The sequence below is a fragment of the Bartonella sp. DGB2 genome (assembly GCF_046843095.1).
GTDB lineage: Bacteria > Pseudomonadota > Alphaproteobacteria > Rhizobiales > Rhizobiaceae > Bartonella.
In genome coordinates this window covers 74,485-94,504 of sequence record NZ_CP177325.1, presented here as the reverse complement: position 1 = coordinate 94,504, position 20,020 = coordinate 74,485, and the positions used below count along the sequence as shown (strand labels likewise).

Sequence of the window (20,020 nt, the reverse complement as noted above, 5' to 3'; positions counted from 1 at the left end):
GTTATATAATTTTCTAGGTCTATTCCAACTCAAAAAATAAGCTAAAAGAGATTGCTATAATACGGGGGAACGCAGCACGGGTGAAGCGATAAATTTACAATTTATTTTTTGATTTTTGGTATACTGTTACTATGTATTTTCATAGAGAAACTGACTAAAAATCCTATGTTAAATTTTTATTTTTATCCATAATAACAATACCTGTTTTTGCTAGTTTTTTCTTTATGACTCTATTAACTTGTTTTACAACATAGATAATATATATAAAGAAAACTTCTACTTTTGTTTTTAGATTAACTATGTTAGCTTTGACCGCTCCAGTTTTGGTTTTTTTCCTCCTTGCTGGAAAAGATACAAATAAAGCCTTTTCTGCAAATGCTATGCTTGTTGTAAGCCTTATTTAAGTGTTGTAAGGGAAGAAGAAGTAGGACGAGCTACTGGCATCATCAATACTTTTCGACTCGGAATCGCGGTGGTTATTTATGGCGCTCTCATGGCAGAAAATATCCAAAATAGATTAACAAGTCGAATAGCAAATATTGAAGAAGATATAAAAAGCTTACATCTGCTTTATTATCAGAGAACGTTTCCCAAAATTTTCTATTTCTCTATCGCGAATATTTAGCTCAATTTATCAAATTATATTTTCTTATAAAAGATTAGTATTATATATTATTTCTACGCTTCTAAGCAGCGCTATTATTATGATTCCGAAGTTAAATAATTTCACAAAAAGGTTCCAGAAACAGACCGCTTTTGCTTTGTCTCTCCTACTACCTACTGTGCGGCCGCGGCTACTACCGACCTTATTAATAAGAATTGGGGTGGCGATGGCTCTCTTGCAGAAGGTAGGTTGGGTACGGTTGCTGGTATTACCCTTGTGAGTACCATTAATCTACCACAAGGAAATCAAAGCGCAGATAGTGATGTACTTCCACGCTATCGCGGTGATTTCTCTAAGACGGCCTTTCACTTCATGCATAAGGATGCGGTAGCTACGGTTATGCTTAAGGGGATAACCACCTCTATAGATTGGATACCCACCTATAAAGCTACGCTTTTGACCGCTCAGTATAGAGCTGGGCACGGTATTTTATGTCCCGAATATGCGATTGAAGTCACAACGGAAGAACCTTCCTAGGCTCCTTCTTTCGTATAGTTAAAAGTAAAGGGCGCTTACAGACAACTGTGAGCGTTTTTTAATGAGGTAAAATGCAAAAAACCTATAGCACCTAGTTTAATGCCTATCAAAAACCTAACAAGGCAAATATTGTAATATTTATAATTTTGTTGGGCTACTTTTCTTTTTTGGATTTGCTCAACATTGCCTTTTATTCGTTCCTTCGGCAAAGACAATGGCGGAGAGGATGGGATTCGAACCCACGAGAGCCTTTTGAGCCCTACTCCCTTAGCAGGGGAGCGCCTTCGACCACTCGGCCACCTCTCCAAGAAAAGGCAATAAACGGTCTTATCTAAAATTTCAAGCCTTTTTCTCGTGCCCTAACCATTGTCCTTTTAATAACGGCATGCAAAAAACAATTTTTCTATAACTTGTAATAAATCGTAATATAAATTGATTTAAGATAAAAAACGCTTTGTAAAAATGATTCGTTAAAAAAAATTATAAAAGACACTTTATAAAATAGACCTAATATGGAGGAAATGAGCTAAAATAGTGTTGTTTATGCAACAGTGCCTCAAAATATATAGCAACAAACCGACTAACTATAATTAACCATTGTATCAACCGCAAGGATTGGTATTTTGAAGTAACGGGGCGCCTCATTGGGGCTATCGGGGTGTAACTGCCGTTTAGCAAATAATTGGAGACACATATGAACATTAAAACCTTCCTTTTAGGATCTGTAGCCACGGCTCTTCTTGCATCCAATGCTTACGCTGCCAGTCCAGTGATAGCCGTGCCTGATGCTGGGAAAGAGCTTCGCTCTTGCGATGCTTATGAAGCAGGATATTTCTATATTCCAGGTACGGAAACCTGCTTGAAATTTAGCGGTTCTGTTTACAGCGACCTCACAGCTGGCGATAATGTTGACACTTTTCAGCTTGGCAAAAAACAAAAAGACGCAGACGTATGGGATAATAAGCTGAATAACAGCACCTATAGCGCTGCTATTAACTTCAAGCTATCGGCATCTACAGCTTCGGAAACCGAACTTGGTACGTTGCGTAGCACCGGTACGATTTCCTACAAATATGCAAATGGCAATAGCGATGGCCCTGCCGCTTCCGTCTCCAGTGCCTACCTTTCGCTTGGTGGCTTGCGCATAGGTTATGCGGGAACAAACTTTAACGATTGGGTAGGCGGCTACGGGGCTGTTATTAATGATGGAAACATCACCCCTAATGATGGTCCAAAAACCATTTACGCTGCTTACACCTTTAACGCTGGCAATGGCTTCTCCGCTCTTATAGGCGCCGAACAAGGTTTGAAATATAGTGATGATAAATGGGGTAGCATTACTAATAAAGAAGGCCTCGTTGAACATTATGCGATTGTAAATGATGCTCCTAAAGAGGATTATGCTGGAGACGACGACACCATTGGCGGTATCAACAAAGATAATGTACCCAATATTGTAGGTGGTTTAAAATTCACTCAAGGTTGGGGTGGGCTTGCTGCCTCTGCTGTCTATGAATCTGACATTGCGAAATGGGCTGGAAAACTTCGTGCTGACCTCAACGTCAACGACCAATTTAATGTTTGGTTAATGGGTGGTTACAAATCCTCGAAAGATTACTACATTGCTGACAAACCTTCAGACCTACTAGGCGCTCCAGCACTTGCCTACCGCGTTCCTCAATCTGCTTACGCCACATGGGGTGGCTCATGGGCTGTCTGGGGTGGTACCACTTTGAAAGCAACACCAAAAGCAAATGTAAACGTACAGCTTTCTTATGACGAAAAACAAACATTTTCTGCGGTAGCTGGGGTTGATTACACCTTAGTGAAAGATCTGGTGATCACACCAGAAATCGCCTACACTGCTTGGAATGACTCCTTTTCACTCACAGCTGCTGAAGAAACTGTAGAGTATTCTTTAAAGGGAAAAACCGCTTTTAAAGGTCAATTACGGATTTCACGCAAATTCTAATTACTTGGCTTATTAAGGGATAGATAAAAAGGAAGGCCAAGGTTAAACCCTTGGCCTTTCACTTTCTGGATATTCTCCCTACTGCACTCTCGGCGCTATAAACACAGAATTGGTTCTATTCAGCACCACAGACCCTTTACTATATGGCCTAGAGTCAATGAAAACAAGTTTGACTTCGCGCTTCCTGTTTTGTGTGCTTTAACGAAAGCTTAGTTCATATTTTACGCTATGAGGCTCCAGACGCTTACCCTGCCCATCTTATTTAAGTGAGCGTAGGAACACAAAAAAAGCATAACCATTTTCATCAAGCTTTTACCAAAACAATATAAACCTTCGGACAGAAAACTGTAAATCCGTATAGCGAAGTATAGATATAACCCTAATTATAATTGACAAAGGACGCGTAAAAGCGCATGATTTTTAAAGGTACATCTAAGAAGCGCTGCACATATAAAAGTGCTAATAAGCGCCTCTGTAGCGCAGTAAATCTGTTGTACCTAATCCAGCATACTAGCAGAGGGAATGATGTCTGGCTTCTATAACCTTTGGTTTGCAGCGGCAAACTTTGCTATATTTGCCATCCATTCTACCATTGCGCTGTTTTGCTTAGTCTTCCAGTGACCTTTTAGGACTCGCTATATTTAGGAGAAATAAATGCCAAAAAACGCCCCGTCTGTCAGCTGTGGCTCTCTTCCAGCATCACGCAAGGTTTATCAACATGGCAAGCTCTTTCCAGAAATCCGCGTTCCATTCCGTGAAATAACACTCACAAAAGAAAGCGGCGAACCCCCTCTATGGGTCTATGATCCATCAGGCCCCTATACGGATGCAGAAACAACCATTGCCATTGAAAAGGGGCTACCCGCAATTGGAGAAGCATGGGTAGAAGCGCGCAACGATACAGAAACCTATCCAGCCCGCCCCGTTCAAGCCGCAGATAATGGCTTTGTCAGCACATCTCATGTAACCCCTGTTTTCCCAGGCTCTAGACATGAAGTGCGGCGTGCTAAACAGGGCAAAGCTGTCACCCAAATGGCCTATGCGCGGGCGGGAATTATCACCGCCGAAATGGAATATGTCGCATTGCGCGAAAATATTGGGGCTATGCCTCCCTCGCAGAGCCAAAACGAAGCAATAGGTAACGTTGACACGGGGGCAATGCCAGCCTTTTTTACACCTGAATTTGTGCGCCAAGAAATTGCAAGTGGACGTGCTATCATCCCCAAAAACATCAACCACCCCGAATGCGAACCCATGATTATTGGTCGCAATTTCCGGGTCAAAATCAACGCTAATATCGGTAATTCCGCTGTTACTTCCTCAATGGCAGAAGAAGTAGAAAAAATGGTATGGGCAACCCGCTGGGGCGCTGATACGGTGATGGATCTTTCCACAGGCCGCAACATTCATAATATTCGTGAATGGATATTGCGCAATTCGCCCGTACCAATTGGAACCGTACCGATTTATCAAGCTTTAGAAAAAGTCCATGGCGTCGCCGAAAACCTGACTTGGGAAGTCTTTCGAGATACTTTGATTGAGCAGGCTGAACAAGGGGTAGATTATTTTACCATTCACGCAGGCATCCGCTTGGCCTATGTTCCCCTCACCGCCGACCGCGTGACGGGCATTGTCTCACGCGGCGGCTCTATCATGGCAAAATGGTGTCTCCACCACCATAAAGAAAGTTTTCTTTACGAACATTTTGACGAAATCTGTGACATCGCACGTACGTATGATGTTTCCCTTTCCTTGGGTGATGGACTGCGCCCTGGCTCTATTGCCGATGCCAATGACCGCGCCCAATTTGCTGAACTCGAAACTTTGGGTGAACTTACAAAACACGCATGGACAAAAGACGTTCAGGTGATGATTGAAGGCCCTGGCCATGTCCCCATGCATAAAATCAAAGAAAATATGGATAAACAATTGGTGCATTGCCATGAGGCTCCTTTTTACACTTTAGGGCCTCTTACAACTGACATCGCTCCTGGTTATGATCACATCACCTCCGCCATTGGGGCGGCGATGATCGGCTGGTTTGGAACTGCAATGCTTTGCTATGTTACGCCAAAAGAACATTTGGGCTTACCCAATAGGGATGACGTAAAGGTAGGGGTAGTGACCTATAAAATCGCCGCCCATGCAGCCGATTTGGCCAAAGGGCTTCCCAGCGCGCAAATGCGCGATAATGCTTTGTCGCGAGCGCGGTTTGATTTCCGCTGGCAAGATCAATTCAACCTAGCGCTTGATCCCGATACAGCACGCGCCTTCCATGATGAAACTATGCCAAAAGAGGCCCATAAATTGGCCCATTTTTGCTCTATGTGTGGGCCAAAATTCTGCTCCATGCGTATTTCTCATGATATTCGTGATGAAGCACAGGCAAAAAAAACTAAAGAAGAAGGCATGCGCGCCATGGCAAAAAAATACCAAGATGGTGGTGCTCTTTATATGGAGCAAGCTGATATAGAAAAACAAGTGGTAGAAAGTTGAAGCATATTTTAGTCAAGGGCGCGGGCGTGGGCGGTCTCACAGCTGCCTATGCCCTGTGGCAAAAGGGGGCGCGACTTACCGTTGCTGCGCCTCCACTAGCGCCTATTGGATCTGCGAGTTGGTATGCTGGCGGTATGCTCGCCCCCCATTGTGAGCGTGAAAGCGCTGACCCTTGTATTGAGACTGAAGGTCTACAATCTATGCTATGGTGGCGCGAAACCCTACCGCTGCTTTATAAACAAGCTGGCACGCTTGTTGTAGCAAAGAGTCGCGATAGCACGGAATTACAACGCTTTAGCACCCGCACGCGCGGCTATAAATGGGTAGATAAAGCAGGCATCCAAAAACTTGAACCCAATCTGGAAGAACGATTCATACATGGGCTTTTCTACGCCGATGAAGCGCACATTGACCCACGTCAAGCGCTTCTTACCCTCAAATCACATTTGAAAGAAAATGGAGTTACTTTCACCAACTCCGTCATTGATGAGAGTGCTTTTGATCTTATTATTGATGCTACAGGCATTGCAAATGCAGTCTCTGACCTAGATTTACGCGGGGTGAGAGGCGAAATGTTATTACTCAAAAACCCTGATATCAGTCTGAACCGCCCGATTCGACTTTTGCACCCCCGCATCCCACTTTATGTTGTGCCGCGTGATGACCATATATTTATGGTAGGGGCAACAATGATCGAAAGCGATTCATTACATGCTATCTCAGCGCGTTCAATGATGGAGCTTTTAAATGCGGCCTATGCGCTGCATCCCAGCTTCGCCGAAGCAGAAGTTATTGAAGCCAATGCTGCTCTACGACCAGCTTATTCGGATAATATCCCCCAGCTTAAACGCGCGGGAAACGTATTCTATATTAACGGCTTTTATCGCCACGGCTATCTCTTAGCGCCGCTGATCGCGCAAAAACTAGTTCAACAAATAATGGAAGAGAAATGATTATCTATGTTAATGGGGAAGCGGTTTCCTATAATGGAACAAATTTACAAACTTTACTCAATCAACTAGAATATAAGGGAGATTGGCTTGCCACTGCGGTAAATGGCCAATTGGTGCGTGCGGAAGAACGCTCCAACCAGCTATTAAACCATGGCGATAAAATTGAAGTATTAAGCCCCATGCAAGGGGGATAAAATACTAGAAAAATCAAATATTTATAACAAAGTTCGGGAATTTTCTTGCCTTGGTAGTATTTTACTAACGTCTTTTTCTAAGCATATGGCGAACCCTTCCTTATTGGTAAAGGCAGGCGTTTTTATAGCGAGTGCTGGCGCTTAAGAGCTTTCTAAAGCACTAGGCTTAAGTTACATATAACGCATAGTCGTATTTATACTGGTGTGCCCCATCCATTCCATAACACGAAGTATATCTGCACCTCGCTTTAATAAGCGTGTACAACACGTATATCGTAAGGTATGGAAAGTAACATCCAATAGCTGAAGGTTATCACACATCCTGCGCCATTCTATACGGGCTTGTTGTTCTGTCAAGCCTTCAAAAGGTCGTGAACTTTTTCCTTTACTGTTCGAAAGCCTCTTAAGGATAGCGCGGCTACGGCTAGTAAGGGGTATGGTACGAGGCCTATTGGTTTTCGTGTGCCAAAAGGTTACGTTTTTAAAATCTTCACCAAAATCCTTCCACTTTACGCGTAACATCTCAGAAACACACCGCGCTCCAGTGTCTAATAAAAGTGCTGTAAAGTCATGCATCAGTGGTAGGTTATTGTTTTGGAAATATTTCAATATGTTTGCTTCTTCGTGATCCTCTAAATAACGAAAGCGTGTCTTAACAATTGGGTGCCATGTAAGACGAGGTAGTTTGGTTATCACCTCATGATCAAGAGCAACCTTTAGCATTTTAGAAAGTGCCGAAAGTTTCGCATTGATTGTTGAAATGCTTAACTTTTGACTTGCAAACTTCATTTTCATTGCTGTGACATCGCTAGCGGTTATTTCCGCTATGTCCTTTTGGTAGCCGAAATATTCGCATATATGCCGTCCATTAAGGATTAACATACGCGAAGAACGCTTAGTCGACCATTCGGTACGACACACGAACTCAAAAAGGTTACCCAATACCCGCAAATTGTTAGGCGCAAGGTAGCTTTTTCTTGTCTTTTTGAGAGCTGGTGCAGTTGGAGGTGCTAGCCCCATAGAGACAGCTAGACGTGCATTATGTTCCCATGCAGTAGCCTCCAATTCTGTTTTAAACGTTGGCCTATGTCTCTTACCGCTTTTATCGCGTACATCGGCTTGCCAAGACTTGCCTCTTTTTTTGACCATATATTGAGTCCTCCATTTCCTATTGATAAATCAAAACTAGATCCCCCCTTATTCTTTAGGTCGACTCAAGGCCGCTATTTTGTCCGGCCTGAAACCTGCCCAATGGTTATCTTTATCAAGAAATACAACGGGTACTTGACGGTAACCTAAGCTTTCCACAAATATCTGTGCATCTTTATTTTCTGATATATCAACGACTATATAAGATATATTGAGCTTATCCAAAACACGATAAGTTGCTGTACATTGGACACAATTTGGCTTGCTATAGATTGTAATCATGCCGCTTTTCCGGTAAGGGCGCCGGTGATTACCGTGTCACCGGAAACCTGCATGTTTCCATTGATTATTGCTTTGCCTGGAACCCTAGCATTGTCTGCAATATACGCGTTTTGCGTGACCCGCGCATCGTCATAAACGAATGACGACAAAGGAGTGCTTTATCGTCGTTAGGTTTTTTGACGTGACCAACGAATTTGAATAAGGAATTGCGGGGGCTAGAGCCCCGCTTTCCGGTTCAAGACCGAAGGCATTTTTAAGAAATTAAAAGGGGAATTCAGGGAACTAGGTTAGTTATTATTTTAATATATATGTTTGACCCCTTTGCTCGGAATGGCTAAGGCACAATAGCGTTAAAGAATAAATGGGGGCTCATCTTTGATCAGGCGCATGGTTAAGGTCGTGCGTACGGAAGCGACATTAGCGGCAGCGGTAAGGTGTTCGAGCACAAAGTTTTGAAACGTAGTGATATTGGGAGCAACGCATTGGAGCAAAAAGTCAAATGCTCCCGAAATCATCCAAGCTTTGCGCACTAGCGGCCATTGATAGACAAGGGCAGCAAAGCCACGCAAGTCTATTTCTGATTGACGGTGTAATCCAACAAAACAAAAGGTCACAAGGTCTTGACCGATTTGCGCGCCATCTAAAATAGCTTGGTAGGTTTTTATAATCGACTCATCTTCCAAACGCCGCACTCTTCGCAAGCAAGGCGGAGCAGAAATACCAACTTTTGAAGCTAATTCAACATTAGTAATGCGCCCATTGTTTTGCAATTCTTTGAGGATCTTCCAGTCAATGGCATCAAGTTCAGCTTTAATGGGCATAGATTTTATCTTCAAAAGAGGCCTCAGATAGGGTTAAATACCCTCAATACTTTTTTAGATTTTGGCAATGGTTTTATGAAGGCTTTAGCCTAGATTATTTTTCCAAAAGGCCGGTGAAAACAAGATAAAAATAGTAATCAATTCAAGCCTTCCCGCTAGCATTAAGAAACTTAAAATCCATAAAGCTTGGTCATTGATTGTGGCAAAATTGCCAGCAGGCCCAATGAGATGGCCAAAACCAGGTCCCACATTCGAAAGGGTTGTCAAAGCACCAGTGATGGCAGTGATAAAGTCTAGTCCTGTCATACATAAAAATAAAGTACCAATAATGAGCGAAGCCATATAAAGAACAATGAAGAGCGTAACATTTTGTACGAGTTCAGAAGAGAGATAGTTACCATCATAGCGCAATTTTACTACGGCATGTGGTGAAATTAGCTGGGTAAAATGCCCCATGCTTGCGCGTGCGATAATAATCATTCTGCTTATTTTTATGCCTCCTGAAGTGGAGCCGCTACACCCACCTATAAAGCCAGCAACAAAAAAGAAACCCCATGCAAAAGGGCCCCATTGGAGATAATCTTCAGAAGCGTAGCCAGTGGTGGTAATAATAGAAGAAAAATTAAATAGAGCAGTGAGGAAAGCGCGGGGAAAGGGTAAATTATGATTGAAGCGTAGCCAAGTAGCTATAATAAAACTACTGATAAGAACGATGCTTAAAAAGATGATGATCTGTTGTTCAAATAAGTTTTTGGAGCGGGCGGGAAGAACCAACTTTACATAAAGAATAAAAGGTATGGCTGAAAGTAGCATAAAAACTGTAGAGACGATCAGGATACTTTCTTTATGTTTAGTAAAATAGCCAAAGGAGGCATCATGGGTAGAAAATCCAGCGGTAGGGATGGTAGTCATGGCATGATTTATGGCATCGAAAAGGCCCATACCAGCGGTTAAGTAGCTGAGCGCGCAGATGATGGTGAGACCCAGATATGCAGCCATGATGCTATTGGCGATTTGTTGGATCCGCGGTAAAATTTTATCAGAACGATCCGATGATTCCATTTCAAATAGTTGTACGCCGCCTACGCGCAAAGAAGGTAAAATTAAAAGTGCGAGTGCGATAAAGCCTATGCCACCAATCCAACATACAAGGGAACGCCATAAAAGGAGACCGCGTGGTGCGTAGTCTAGTTCCGTGATGACGGTGGCGCCCGTGGTAGTGATCCCAGATACCGATTCAAAAACCGCTTGTGCAATAGATAAATGCAGGGGAGAAAAATAAAGGGGTAAAGCACCGATTAAGCTACCGGTAAGCCATAAACAGGTTGTGAGCAAAAAACCAAGGCGCGGCGTGAAACGCTGTTTAGCGCCTTGAGTTGCGAGTAAAACTAGAAAAGCTACAGCTAAAGTAGCAATTGATGAGTGCACAAAAACCCGCCAATCTTGGTTGCCAGAGTGAAGATCAACCAAAGCTGGTAAAAGCATACTACAGCCCATGATAAGGGCAAAACGGGAACAGATATTGATAACGAATTGAAAAATGATTGGCCTCAATCTATGGATACTATCTATCCCTCTTGCGGAGCTTTTAATGGTTTTAGCACTAATTAAGCACTATATGTACTTGTATTAAAATTTAAACCTTACCGCAACAAGCAAAATGGGAGGGTTTCATATAGATTGTAAATTTTGCTAGCGGTTTACGGAAAGCGCCTTCGCACGTATACAAAGCTATGATAGAGGGCCGGTAAGATAAATTTTACGAGGGATATTATGTCAGAACGCCATATACCAGTTATTATTATTGGCGCGGGTCCTGCTGGCTATACAGCGGCCATTTATGCAGCGCGCGCAATGCTGAAACCTGTTCTTATTGCGGGTCTTCAGCCAGGAGGCCAGCTTACCATTACCACTGATGTAGAAAATTATCCCGGCTTTGCAGAGCCCGTAACTGGCCCGTGGTTGATGGAGCAAATGGAACAACAAGCGCGCAATGTTGGTACTGAGATCATTTATGATGTGGTGACTAAGGCTGACCTATCGAAGCGGCCTTTTACGCTTTCTACCGATTCTGGAGCAATGTATCGTTGTGATGCTTTGATCATTGCTACGGGAGCGAAGGCACGTTGGTTGGGGCTTGAAAGCGAGAAAAAGTTTATGGGTAGCGGGGTTTCAGCTTGCGCGACATGCGATGGCTTCTTTTTCCGTGGTAAAGATGTGATAGTTGTTGGTGGCGGCAATAGTGCTGTAGAGGAAGCGCTTTATCTCTCTCATTTAGCCAAAACAGTGACTCTTGTTCACCGACGGGGGAGTCTGCGAGCGGAAAAAATTCTTTGTGCACGGTTATTAAAGCGTGATAACGTTCATATCCTATGGAATTATGAAGTAGAAGAGATTCTAGGAGAGGAAGCTAGCGGCGCGAATGGGGCAGTAGTTATGGGGGCGCGACTAAAGCATGTTTTAACTGGTGAAAGGTATGACCGCGCGGCAGAAGGGATATTTATCGCTATTGGCCATGAGCCTGCCGTAGGCATTTTTGCGGGGCAGTTACGGCAAAAGGCAGGCGGCTATTTATGGACAAAGCCTGATTCAACAGCAACCAGTACTGATGGTGTCTTTGCCGCAGGCGATGTGGCAGATGATGTCTTTCGCCAAGCAGTAACAGCCGCAGGCCGAGGCTGTATGGCTGCTTTAGAAGTAGAAAAATTTCTTGAGCAGTAGGAGTGTTCATAATATCCGCTGTTTAATTATATGATAAATGGGAGGTTATCGGGATGGCGCCTTTAGACTGGGATAAATTACGAGTTTTTCATGCGGCCGCAGAGGCAGGCTCTTTTACGCATGCCGCACAAAAATTACACCTTTCACAATCGGCTGTTTCTCGTCAAGTTTCAACGCTTGAACAAGATGTTGGGGTGCCGCTGTTTCAGCGGCATGCGCGTGGCTTGATTTTAACCGAGCAGGGTGAGGTTCTTTACCGCACTGCCCATGACGTTTTGATGCGTTTGGAAAGCGTGCGTTTTAAATTGAGCGAAAGCTGTGAAAAGCCATCAGGTAATTTACGTGTCACGACCACGGTAGGGCTAGGATCTGGTTGGATGGTTGATCGTATGCCTGAATTCTTAGCGCTTTATCCAGATATACAAATTCAGCTTTTGCTTGATGATTCTGAAATTGATCTTACTATGCGGCGGGCCGATTGTGCGGTGCGTTTGCATCAACCACAGCAGCCTGACCTTATCCAACGGCGCCTTTTTACGGTTCATATGCATATTTACGCATCTGCTAATTATATCGCGACCCACGGACGGCCTACTTGTTTAGAAGACCTAGACGGTCATCGTATCATTTCTTTCGGTGAACCAGTACCCAACTACCTTGTAGGTCTCAATTGGTTGGAAACCGCGGGGATTCGTCATGGAGCAATACGAACTGCAGCTTTGCAGATCAATAACTTAACCTCTATAAAAAAGGCAGTGATAGGGGATGTAGGTATTGCAGTTCTGCCTGATTATATTGTTCATAATGAGGAAAAGTTGGTGCGGCTCTTTCCAGAGATTAATGATATCCCGTCTTTTGATACATTTTTTTGCTATCCAGAGATTTTGAAAAATTCGGCAAAGCTGCGCGCTTTTAGCGATTATATATTTACTAAAGCCCGTAATTGGTCTTTTTAGCCGCGTGATTATTTAAAAGCTCAGTGCAGCACGGTGTTCTTACGGGTGTTGATGATATCAGTAAGCAAACGCCGCTATGCAAATAACGCAGGGTAGCTCTGCCTTATAAGCAGTTGTGTTTTTTGATAATGATTTTATATTAGAACTATCTTAAGATGGCGTTTTCCTCCCATTGCGTTTCTTAAGTGTTCCCTTTTGCAGGTTTTTAGATTGATTTTTTCTCTAGGTTCTGCAGAGTTTAAGCTGGGCTAATGCCCAGCTTTTTTTTAATTTTTTCTGATTATAGTGCCACATATAGTTCTTAGGCTTTTATGATTTTTTGGGCAAGGAAATGCTAACCATTGTTCCTTTATTCTCTTTGGACTTGATAACAAGCTGGCCTTTATGAGCTTCAAGTAGGGCACGGGAAATGGCTAAGCCTAGCCCAGAGCCCGCGTGAATTTTGGTAAACTCATTTTCTACTTGTTCAAAGGGTTGGCCGAGTTTCACGATAGATGCAGCAGGGATGCCAATACCTGTATCGGCAATGGTGAAAAGAAGGTGGTCGTCTTGATCACTGGCTTTTACAGTGATGGTTCCACCAGCTGGAGTGAATTTCACAGCATTAGAAAGAATGTTAAGAAAAATTTGCCGTATAGCGCGTCGATCAGCGTGACTATAGAGATCGGCCGCAATTAAGCTTTCTACTTTGATGGCTTTGTCTTGGGCTTGGGGCATAACGTAGCGCAAGGCTTCATTTATTATAGGCTCAAGATTAATGATCTCACAATCAAGAGTAAAACGGCCAGCTTCAATTTTTGACATATCAAGCATATCATTAATTAGGGTCAAAAGGTGGGTGCCAGATTCATGGATATCTCTCATATACTCATGATAGCGCTCAGAACCTAGTGGGCCAAATGTTGATTGTAACATAATCTCAGAAAATCCGATAATGGCATTAAGCGGTGTGCGTAATTCATGCGACATATTGGCCAAAAATTTTGACTTTGCTTTGTTGGCACTTTCTGCTCGTTCTTTTTCAGCTTGCAAGCTTTCATTAAGTTTTTCTACTTCTGTCGCTCTCTTTTGGGCGTTTTGCCGCGCTCGTCTTAAATCTTGGATAAAGGCAAAAAGCCGCGTTTCGCTGTCTTCAAGACTTTTTTGTTGTTGCTTTAATTCGGAAATATCGGTGCCGATGCAAACAAGACCGCCATCTTGGGTACGGCGCTCATTGATCTTTAACCAGCTTCCATCCGCCATTTGACGGATACTGGTGAAATTGCCCTGCGCATCGCTTTCAACTGAATATTCGCTACGGGCTGGGCGAGCCATTGCTTCGATAGCGGTTCGTTGAACGCCAGGTTGGAGAATATGATTTGGCAGGGCAGCATATTCCGCAAACTTACTGTTTGACATAACTAAACAGCCCTCTGGGTCCCATAAAACAAAGGATTCAGAAATATTTTCTATAGCATCGCGAATGCGCAAGTCAGCGCGTGCTGTTTGTTCAGCAAATTGGTGTTGTTCACTAATGTCAAAGGAAATGCCTACAAGGTGCGGCTCTTCGCCTTCAGCCATTTCTGCGCGGATACGCATCCATACATAGTGGCCACCAGCATGGCGCATGGGGATATTTATATCAATATAATCTTTTTCGCCATTCATTAATTCACGCCCCAATTCGTAAAGATCGGCATCATTGGGGTTTATAATCTCTGCTACTTGGGCTATTGAAAGCAAGGCATCTTGTGGTACATATCCCAGCATTTCATACATAGAGCGCGACCAATAGACACGGCCGCTTGCTATATTCCAATCCCATAAACCACACCGCCCGCGAGCCATGGCCATATCAATACGGTTTTGGATTTTTTCGGTGATAAGATCGGTATCGCGAGCGCGTATAATTTGAGCATAATAGGCATAGAGTAAGGCCAAGATTACCCCTATACCTGCTAGAAATAGACTTATATCAAATGATAATTTTTTGCGCCATGGAGCGTAGATCTCGTTTTCGCTTTGGCTGATAAAAACGCTATATTGTCCACTCTCTAAAGGGTGAAGGGCTGCGATAACTGCCTTACCAGAGAGGTATGCAGGAAAAATAAGGGATCGCTGTATAGGTTCAGTAGGAGCCGCAGCGCCTGATAAAACCTCCTGCAGAGGACGACCTAAAAGTCCTTTTATGTTGGAAACAGCAACTACAATACCATGACGATCAAGCACAGCAATTTGGGGCGATGACTTGCCAAAATATCTTTTTTGAAAGGTGTTCAGTATGTTTTGGAGATCTTGGTTCTCTAAGTTTTGTTCTTCGCCTACCGCGTTTTGCTGGCGAAGAGTATAATCAATGGATTGGCTAAGAGCCTGACTTGTTAGCGCTAATTTATCATGTACTTCTGGATAGAAGGTTTGATAATTCTGATAAAGTGAAAAGACGCGGACACAAGAAAGCAAGAGGATAAAAATAATCACCAAAAAGGGAACAGCGCGGCGCAACCAAGGTTCTACCCGCAAAAGGCGTTGATACGTGGAATCAGATAAAAGATCCATGTGTGCTGACCACATACGCCGTTGCTTAGCGCTGGGCTTTGTTTGTATATACCCGTTTGCGGGCGCGTCATACGCGTCCATTTGCGCCATTGTTGGCCCCCTGCACTTTTAAAATTGATTCGCTTTAATTAAGCGATGAATGGGTCCAATGAATCAAAACTGATTCGCCATGTCTAGTACTTTTTACAAAAAAGATTATTTCTAGTTTAGAAAAAAGCTGGTGGGGCTATGAGAAGGGTATAAGGACCATTTTGTGTTTATATCCGCGGGGGGCGTCCCCGCGGTATTTATACGCAAGATTAAGCTAAGCTCCGATTGACAATATCGGTGACATCAGCCGAAAGAGAGGCGCTATTTTTCACCTTTTCAAGTGCCGCTTTAGCTTTAGCGCTGCGGTTGGGCTCTAAACGTTTCCACGTTGCCATTTTTGTGAGTAACGAAGCAGCGACCTGTGGGTTAATTTTATCAAGCTTCAAGACAATCTCAACCAAAAATTCATAACTTGCGCCGTCTACACGGTGGAATCCTGGTTCATTGCCAGAGATAAAACTTCCAATAAGTGCGCGGACACGGTTAGGATTATCAAGTGAAAAGGCTTGATGCTGCATCAATTCTTGGACACGTTCTAAGCTATCTTCACTCACTGTTCGCGCTTGAACAGCAAAGAATTTATCAAGTGCGAGAGGAGTCTTGTTATAACGCGCTTCGTAAGCATCGCGGGCAGCCTTAGCTTCAGAGCTATTAAAGAATTCGTAGCATAAGACGCTTAGAGAACTGAGCCTATCAGTCATATTATCAGCGGTTTCAAAATGAGTATAAGCGCGGGTCGGATCGTTTTCTGAAAGCGCAAGATAACTTAATAGCGCGTTCTTCAAGGTTCTTTTGCCCACTTGATCATTATCAAGCTGGTAGGGTTTTTGTAAAGGCAAGGCTTCATAAAGCATGGCGATTACGCTGTGGTGAGCTTTGGCAAAATCAGTGCGCGCCTGTTGATAAACAGACTGAATATGATCTGGATCAATATTTTTACTGATTGTTTGGGCGAGGTCTCTCGGAGTTGGAAACCTAAGACACAGAGCACGGAAGGCAAAATCAAGGCCTTCATCTTGGATAAGCGTCGCGGTCAGGGCACTTAAAGAGGCGGGCAGATGCGCTTCTTCTCCCTTTACCATTGCGCTCATCGCTTTGGTATAAAGCTCTTGTAAGGCGAGCCAGCGGTTAACCTGATCTTTATCATGGCGTGCAAGGAAAACGCGTTCGTCATCACTTTGTTCGCTTTTTAAGATGATAGGGGCGGAAAATCCACGCAAAAGTGAAAGAATGGGCGCTTCCTTCAAACCGCTAAAACGGAAGGTTTGTTGCTTTTTACTTAAAAGTAACAAACCATTTTGCGCATTTAAGTCAGACGTATAGGTCATATCTTGTCCATTACGCCCCAAAAGGCCAAAGGCGATGGGAATAAGCATGGGCTGCTTTTCTTCTTGTTGGGGCGTAGGAGGTATGGTTTGGGTGAGGGTCAGGGTGAGAGCACCTCCCTCATATTGGCTTTCCACCTTTACTTGAGGCGTGCCTGCTTGCTCATACCAAAGGAAAAATTGGCTAAAATCACGCCCCGATACTTCTGCAAAACAAGATATAAAATCTTCAACCGTAGCAGCTTGCCCATCATAGCGGTTGAAATAAAGATCCATTCCTTTACGGAAAAGGGTTTCGCCCAAAATTGTATGAAGCATGCGCACCACTTCTGCGCCTTTTTCATAAACTGTCATGGTATAGAAATTATTAATCTCATTATATTCGCGTGGACGGACAGGATGCGCGAGAGGCCCGGCATCTTCTGAGAATTGATGAAGTTTTAGATCGTTGATCTCCTTGATGCGGGTTACGCCCGCTCCCCGAACATCGCTTGAAAAAGAATGGTCGCGGAAAACAGTTAACCCTTCTTTGAGGCATAGCTGAAACCAATCGCGGCAGGTAATGCGGTTGCCTGTCCAATTGTGAAAATATTCATGAGCAATCACTGCTTCAATCAACATATAGTCGTTGTCAGTAGCAGTCTGGGGGTCGGCGAGGATGTATTGATCGTTGTAAATATTCAATCCCTTATTTTCCATAGCTCCCATATTAAAGGCTGATACAGCAACAATATTAAAAATATCAAGGTCATATTCGCGGCCGAAACGTGTTTCATCCCATGCCATCGCCCGTTTCAGGGCATCCATTGCAAAAAGGCTGCGGTGGCGATTGCCTTGTTCAACATAAATATTTAATTTGACCTCGCGGCCTGATTGGGTAGTAAAACTATCTTCTAATTGGTCCAGCACTCCTCCAACAAGGGCGAAAAGGTAAGAAGGCTTTGGGAAAGGATCATGCCATATAGTAAAATGGCGTCCATCTTTTAAGACGCCTTTTTCGATGAGATTACCATTGGAAAGCAAGATTGGCGCTGTTTTTTGGTCGGCTTCAAGGCGCACGTAATAGGTGGACAGGACATCCGGTCTATCGTAAAAATAGGTAATACGACGGAAACCTTCGGCTTCACATTGGGTGCAATAAATTCCATTAGTTAGATAGAGCCCCATGAGCTCTAGGTTTTTTTCTGGATTAATCGTAGTGGTAAGCTCAAGAGTAAAATCACCGCTTGGTGGCATAAAAATTTCGAGTTTTTTGTCATTGGCGTGATAGGCGCTTTTATCAAGTGGCATGCCATTAAGAGTGATAGCCAGAAGATTGAGGTCATCGCCATCAAGAATAAGCGGTGTATGGGGCTTTGTACTATGACGGGGCGAAAAAGTTAGTTTTGCGTCAACAATCGTTTCATTAGGGGAGAGGCGGAAGCAGAGTTCGGTTTTAGGGAGGGCATAAGGGGTTGGCTGGTAATTTTCTAATCGATAAGGCAGGGTATTGGGCTGCATTTATGATCCTCTCTGAGTGGTTATGTGCTTATTAATTGTCAATGCTAGTATATAATAGACCATACAATGCATGAAGAAACCACAAAGCGGCTACCTTTAGATAACATTATCAACAGGATGAGCGCGTGACTTTTCTTTCTACACGGTGGAATGTGTTACATTATTTTGATAGCATGAATGGGAATGATACTTAACGTTATACCAGTTTTTACAAGATTACAAGCGTAAGCGCATATGCATGGCTTAGAGTCTATTGGAAAAGATTTAAACGGGCGATAATTGGTGTCTTAGACTTTTACATATAAGCGTTAATTGTAGTATTATTGCGTTACACTTGAGCGTAGCATTGTCATTTAAATAGTTTCCTGTTAAGCCTTCTCACTTATTTTTCTCTATGGATAAAAGATTATGGCTAGCAAAAAGAAGCTAATCCACGCTCAGCCTTCAGGTAATGCTTTTTTGGGCATTATGATGAAGCTTTTGTCAGTGGGTTGTTTTTCACTGATGTTTATATTTTTGAAGGCAGCTGACGGTGTACCCGCTGGGGAGTTAAGCTTTTTCCGTTCGTTTTTTGGGCTTATCCCTGTATTTGTTTGGACTGTATTCCAAGGCAATTTTTTGGGAGCTTTCTATACGCGTAACATTGTCGGTCATGTGTCACGCGGTCTGTTTGGTACAATAGCTATGTTTTTATACTTTTTTGCCTTAACCTTTTTGCCTCTGCCAGAGGTAGTCGCTATTGGTTATGGCGAACCTTTGATTTTATTAGCGTTGTCGGCGATTATTTTGCGTGAAAAGGTACGCTTTTATCGCTGGAGTGCAGTTTTTATTGGCCTTGCAGGAGTTCTGATTATCGCTTGGCCACGCTTAACTCTTTTAGGTAGTGATAACCTTGATAATGGCGTGCGCTTGGGTGTGGTAGCAGTTTTACTATCTACTATTTTAACAGCGATTGCGATGATTTTAGTGCGTAAGCTGGTATTTACTGAAAAGACGCCTACTATTATTATTTATTTTATGATTTCATCAAGTGTCCTTTCGCTTTTGACGGTACCCTTTGGCTGGGTGAAACCAGATCTTTATCTTGTTATACTTTTAGTTGTGGCAGGTATCTTAGGCGGTGTAGCACAGATTTTTATGACTCAAGCCTATCGTCATGCAGAAGCTTCTATCGTCGCCCCCTTTGACTACACGTCCATCATTTGGGCGCTTTTGGGTGGTTATTTTATCTTTCATGAAACTCCAACCCTGCATATGGTATTTGGTGTTGTGTTGGTGGTAGCCTCAGGTATGTTTATTGTTGGTCGCGAAGCGCATTTGAAGCGCATTAAAAACAAGACCATATCGACATAAAAAGCGGCGATCCTATATTAAATTGTAGTATGGGGAAGATTATGGGCCGTCCTTTGAGTTATGATTTGAGAAAGGCTGTTTATCAAGCTTATCAAGAAGGGTGCACAGCGCGGGAAGCTGGCAGGCGTTGTGGCGTAGCACCAGCCACCGCGGTACGTTGGGTTGCCCGCGGTAAAAGAGGCGAATTAGCTGCAAAAGCTAATCAACGTAATGGGTCTTGTTTAGACCCTTATCAGGATTTCCTTTTAGGGCTTTATCGCCAAATGCCATCCCTCACTTTACAGGAAATAGTGATACAATTGGCGCGCAGGCATGGCCTTTCTGTTTGTTCTGCTACTCTGAGCCATTGGTTGCGCAAACGCGGGTACCGCCGGCGCTCTCTGCCTAAGCGCTGTGATTGAGTACACAAACTCAGCTACGCCTAAATATTTTGCAATATATCATTTACAATCGCAAGCATAGATCGCAAAAATGTTTATTTATAATAATATTAGCTTTGAGTATTATAATAAATTTTTATATTCGACCTTCC

Annotated in this window: 15 protein-coding genes, 1 tRNA gene and 1 pseudogene; 9 read left to right on the top strand and 8 right to left on the bottom strand. The window is 43.3% G+C overall.

Going from position 1 to position 20,020, the window contains the following annotated elements; genetic code table 11:
* Positions 1 to 796: 796 nt before the first annotated feature.
* A pseudogene (locus ACK28X_RS00495) lies at positions 797 to 1,141 on the top strand (hypothetical protein); the annotation flags it as partial.
* Between the two features lie 215 nt (positions 1,142 to 1,356).
* Here ACK28X_RS00495 and ACK28X_RS00490 read toward each other — a convergent pair.
* Positions 1,357 to 1,447: transfer RNA gene (locus ACK28X_RS00490), tRNA-Ser, on the bottom strand.
* Between the two features lie 388 nt (positions 1,448 to 1,835).
* Here ACK28X_RS00490 and ACK28X_RS00485 point away from each other — a divergent pair.
* The 4 genes from ACK28X_RS00485 to thiS all read left to right on the top strand — a co-directional run bounded on the left by ACK28X_RS00485 (position 1,836) and on the right by thiS (position 6,756).
* Positions 1,836 to 3,113, top strand: coding sequence for a porin (locus tag ACK28X_RS00485; protein WP_412057758.1), 1,278 nt, complete (start codon positions 1,836 to 1,838; stop codon positions 3,111 to 3,113).
* A 654-nt stretch (positions 3,114 to 3,767) separates the two neighbouring features.
* Positions 3,768 to 5,609 carry a phosphomethylpyrimidine synthase ThiC gene (thiC, locus tag ACK28X_RS00480; RefSeq protein ID WP_412057757.1) on the top strand — a complete coding sequence of 614 codons (1,842 nt, stop codon included), beginning with the start codon at positions 3,768 to 3,770 and terminating at the stop codon, positions 5,607 to 5,609.
* Positions 5,606 to 6,562 (top strand): FAD-dependent oxidoreductase, encoded by a 957-nt coding sequence (locus ACK28X_RS00475; protein WP_412057756.1) that lies wholly within the window; start codon positions 5,606 to 5,608, stop codon positions 6,560 to 6,562. The genes thiC and ACK28X_RS00475 overlap by 4 nt, the downstream gene beginning before the upstream one ends.
* Positions 6,559 to 6,756 carry a sulfur carrier protein ThiS gene (gene thiS / locus ACK28X_RS00470; RefSeq protein ID WP_412057755.1) on the top strand — a complete coding sequence of 66 codons (198 nt, stop codon included), beginning with the start codon at positions 6,559 to 6,561 and terminating at the stop codon, positions 6,754 to 6,756. The genes ACK28X_RS00475 and thiS overlap by 4 nt, the downstream gene beginning before the upstream one ends.
* A gap of 171 nt (positions 6,757 to 6,927) precedes the next feature.
* Here thiS and ACK28X_RS00465 read toward each other — a convergent pair whose 3' ends face one another.
* The 5 genes from ACK28X_RS00465 to ACK28X_RS00445 all read right to left on the bottom strand — a co-directional run bounded on the left by ACK28X_RS00465 (position 6,928) and on the right by ACK28X_RS00445 (position 10,493).
* Positions 6,928 to 7,905 carry a tyrosine-type recombinase/integrase gene (locus ACK28X_RS00465; protein WP_412057754.1) on the bottom strand — a complete coding sequence of 326 codons (978 nt, stop codon included), beginning with the start codon at positions 7,903 to 7,905 and terminating at the stop codon, positions 6,928 to 6,930.
* Between the two features lie 48 nt (positions 7,906 to 7,953).
* Positions 7,954 to 8,187 carry a glutaredoxin-like protein NrdH gene (nrdH, locus tag ACK28X_RS00460; RefSeq protein ID WP_412057753.1) on the bottom strand — a complete coding sequence of 78 codons (234 nt, stop codon included), beginning with the start codon at positions 8,185 to 8,187 and terminating at the stop codon, positions 7,954 to 7,956.
* Positions 8,184 to 8,336 (bottom strand): hypothetical protein, encoded by a 153-nt coding sequence (locus ACK28X_RS00455; protein ID WP_412057752.1) that lies wholly within the window; start codon positions 8,334 to 8,336, stop codon positions 8,184 to 8,186. Before ACK28X_RS00455 ends, nrdH begins: the two co-directional genes overlap by 4 nt.
* A 201-nt stretch (positions 8,337 to 8,537) precedes the next feature.
* A complete protein-coding gene (locus ACK28X_RS00450; RefSeq protein WP_412057751.1) occupies positions 8,538 to 9,008 on the bottom strand; it encodes an Lrp/AsnC family transcriptional regulator in 471 nt (156 codons plus the stop codon).
* 84 nt (positions 9,009 to 9,092) lie between these two features.
* A complete protein-coding gene (locus ACK28X_RS00445; RefSeq protein ID WP_412058317.1) occupies positions 9,093 to 10,493 on the bottom strand; it encodes a TrkH family potassium uptake protein in 1,401 nt (466 codons plus the stop codon).
* A 288-nt stretch (positions 10,494 to 10,781) separates the two neighbouring features.
* Between ACK28X_RS00445 and trxB the strand changes: the two genes are divergently transcribed.
* Together trxB and ACK28X_RS00435 are read left to right on the top strand one after the other, a co-directional pair.
* Entirely contained in the window at positions 10,782 to 11,729 is a 948-nt protein-coding gene (trxB, locus tag ACK28X_RS00440) for a thioredoxin-disulfide reductase (RefSeq protein WP_412057750.1), read from the top strand.
* 53 nt (positions 11,730 to 11,782) lie between these two features.
* The gene (locus tag ACK28X_RS00435) at positions 11,783 to 12,685 is read left to right on the top strand and encodes a LysR family transcriptional regulator (protein WP_412057749.1); all 903 of its coding nucleotides are present in this window, start codon (positions 11,783 to 11,785) and stop codon (positions 12,683 to 12,685) included.
* Positions 12,686 to 12,994: 309 nt separating this feature from the next.
* Here the strand turns inward: ACK28X_RS00435 and ACK28X_RS00430 are convergent, their stop codons facing one another.
* Together ACK28X_RS00430 and pepN are read right to left on the bottom strand one after the other, a co-directional pair.
* Positions 12,995 to 15,310: a PAS domain-containing sensor histidine kinase gene (locus ACK28X_RS00430; protein ID WP_412057748.1), complete on the bottom strand. Its 2,316-nt coding sequence runs from the start codon at positions 15,308 to 15,310 to the stop codon at positions 12,995 to 12,997.
* 209 nt (positions 15,311 to 15,519) lie between these two features.
* Positions 15,520 to 18,135 carry an aminopeptidase N gene (pepN, locus tag ACK28X_RS00425; RefSeq protein WP_412057747.1) on the bottom strand — a complete coding sequence of 872 codons (2,616 nt, stop codon included), beginning with the start codon at positions 18,133 to 18,135 and terminating at the stop codon, positions 15,520 to 15,522.
* Positions 18,136 to 18,543: 408 nt separating this feature from the next.
* On the opposite strand from pepN, the gene ACK28X_RS00420 reads away from it, so the two are divergent.
* Complete coding sequence (locus ACK28X_RS00420; protein ID WP_412057746.1) at positions 18,544 to 19,488, top strand: DMT family transporter; 945 nt, start codon at positions 18,544 to 18,546, stop codon at positions 19,486 to 19,488.
* A gap of 29 nt (positions 19,489 to 19,517) precedes the next feature.
* Entirely contained in the window at positions 19,518 to 19,889 is a 372-nt protein-coding gene (locus ACK28X_RS00415; RefSeq protein ID WP_412057745.1) for a hypothetical protein, read from the top strand.
* Positions 19,890 to 20,020: the final 131 nt, after the last annotated feature.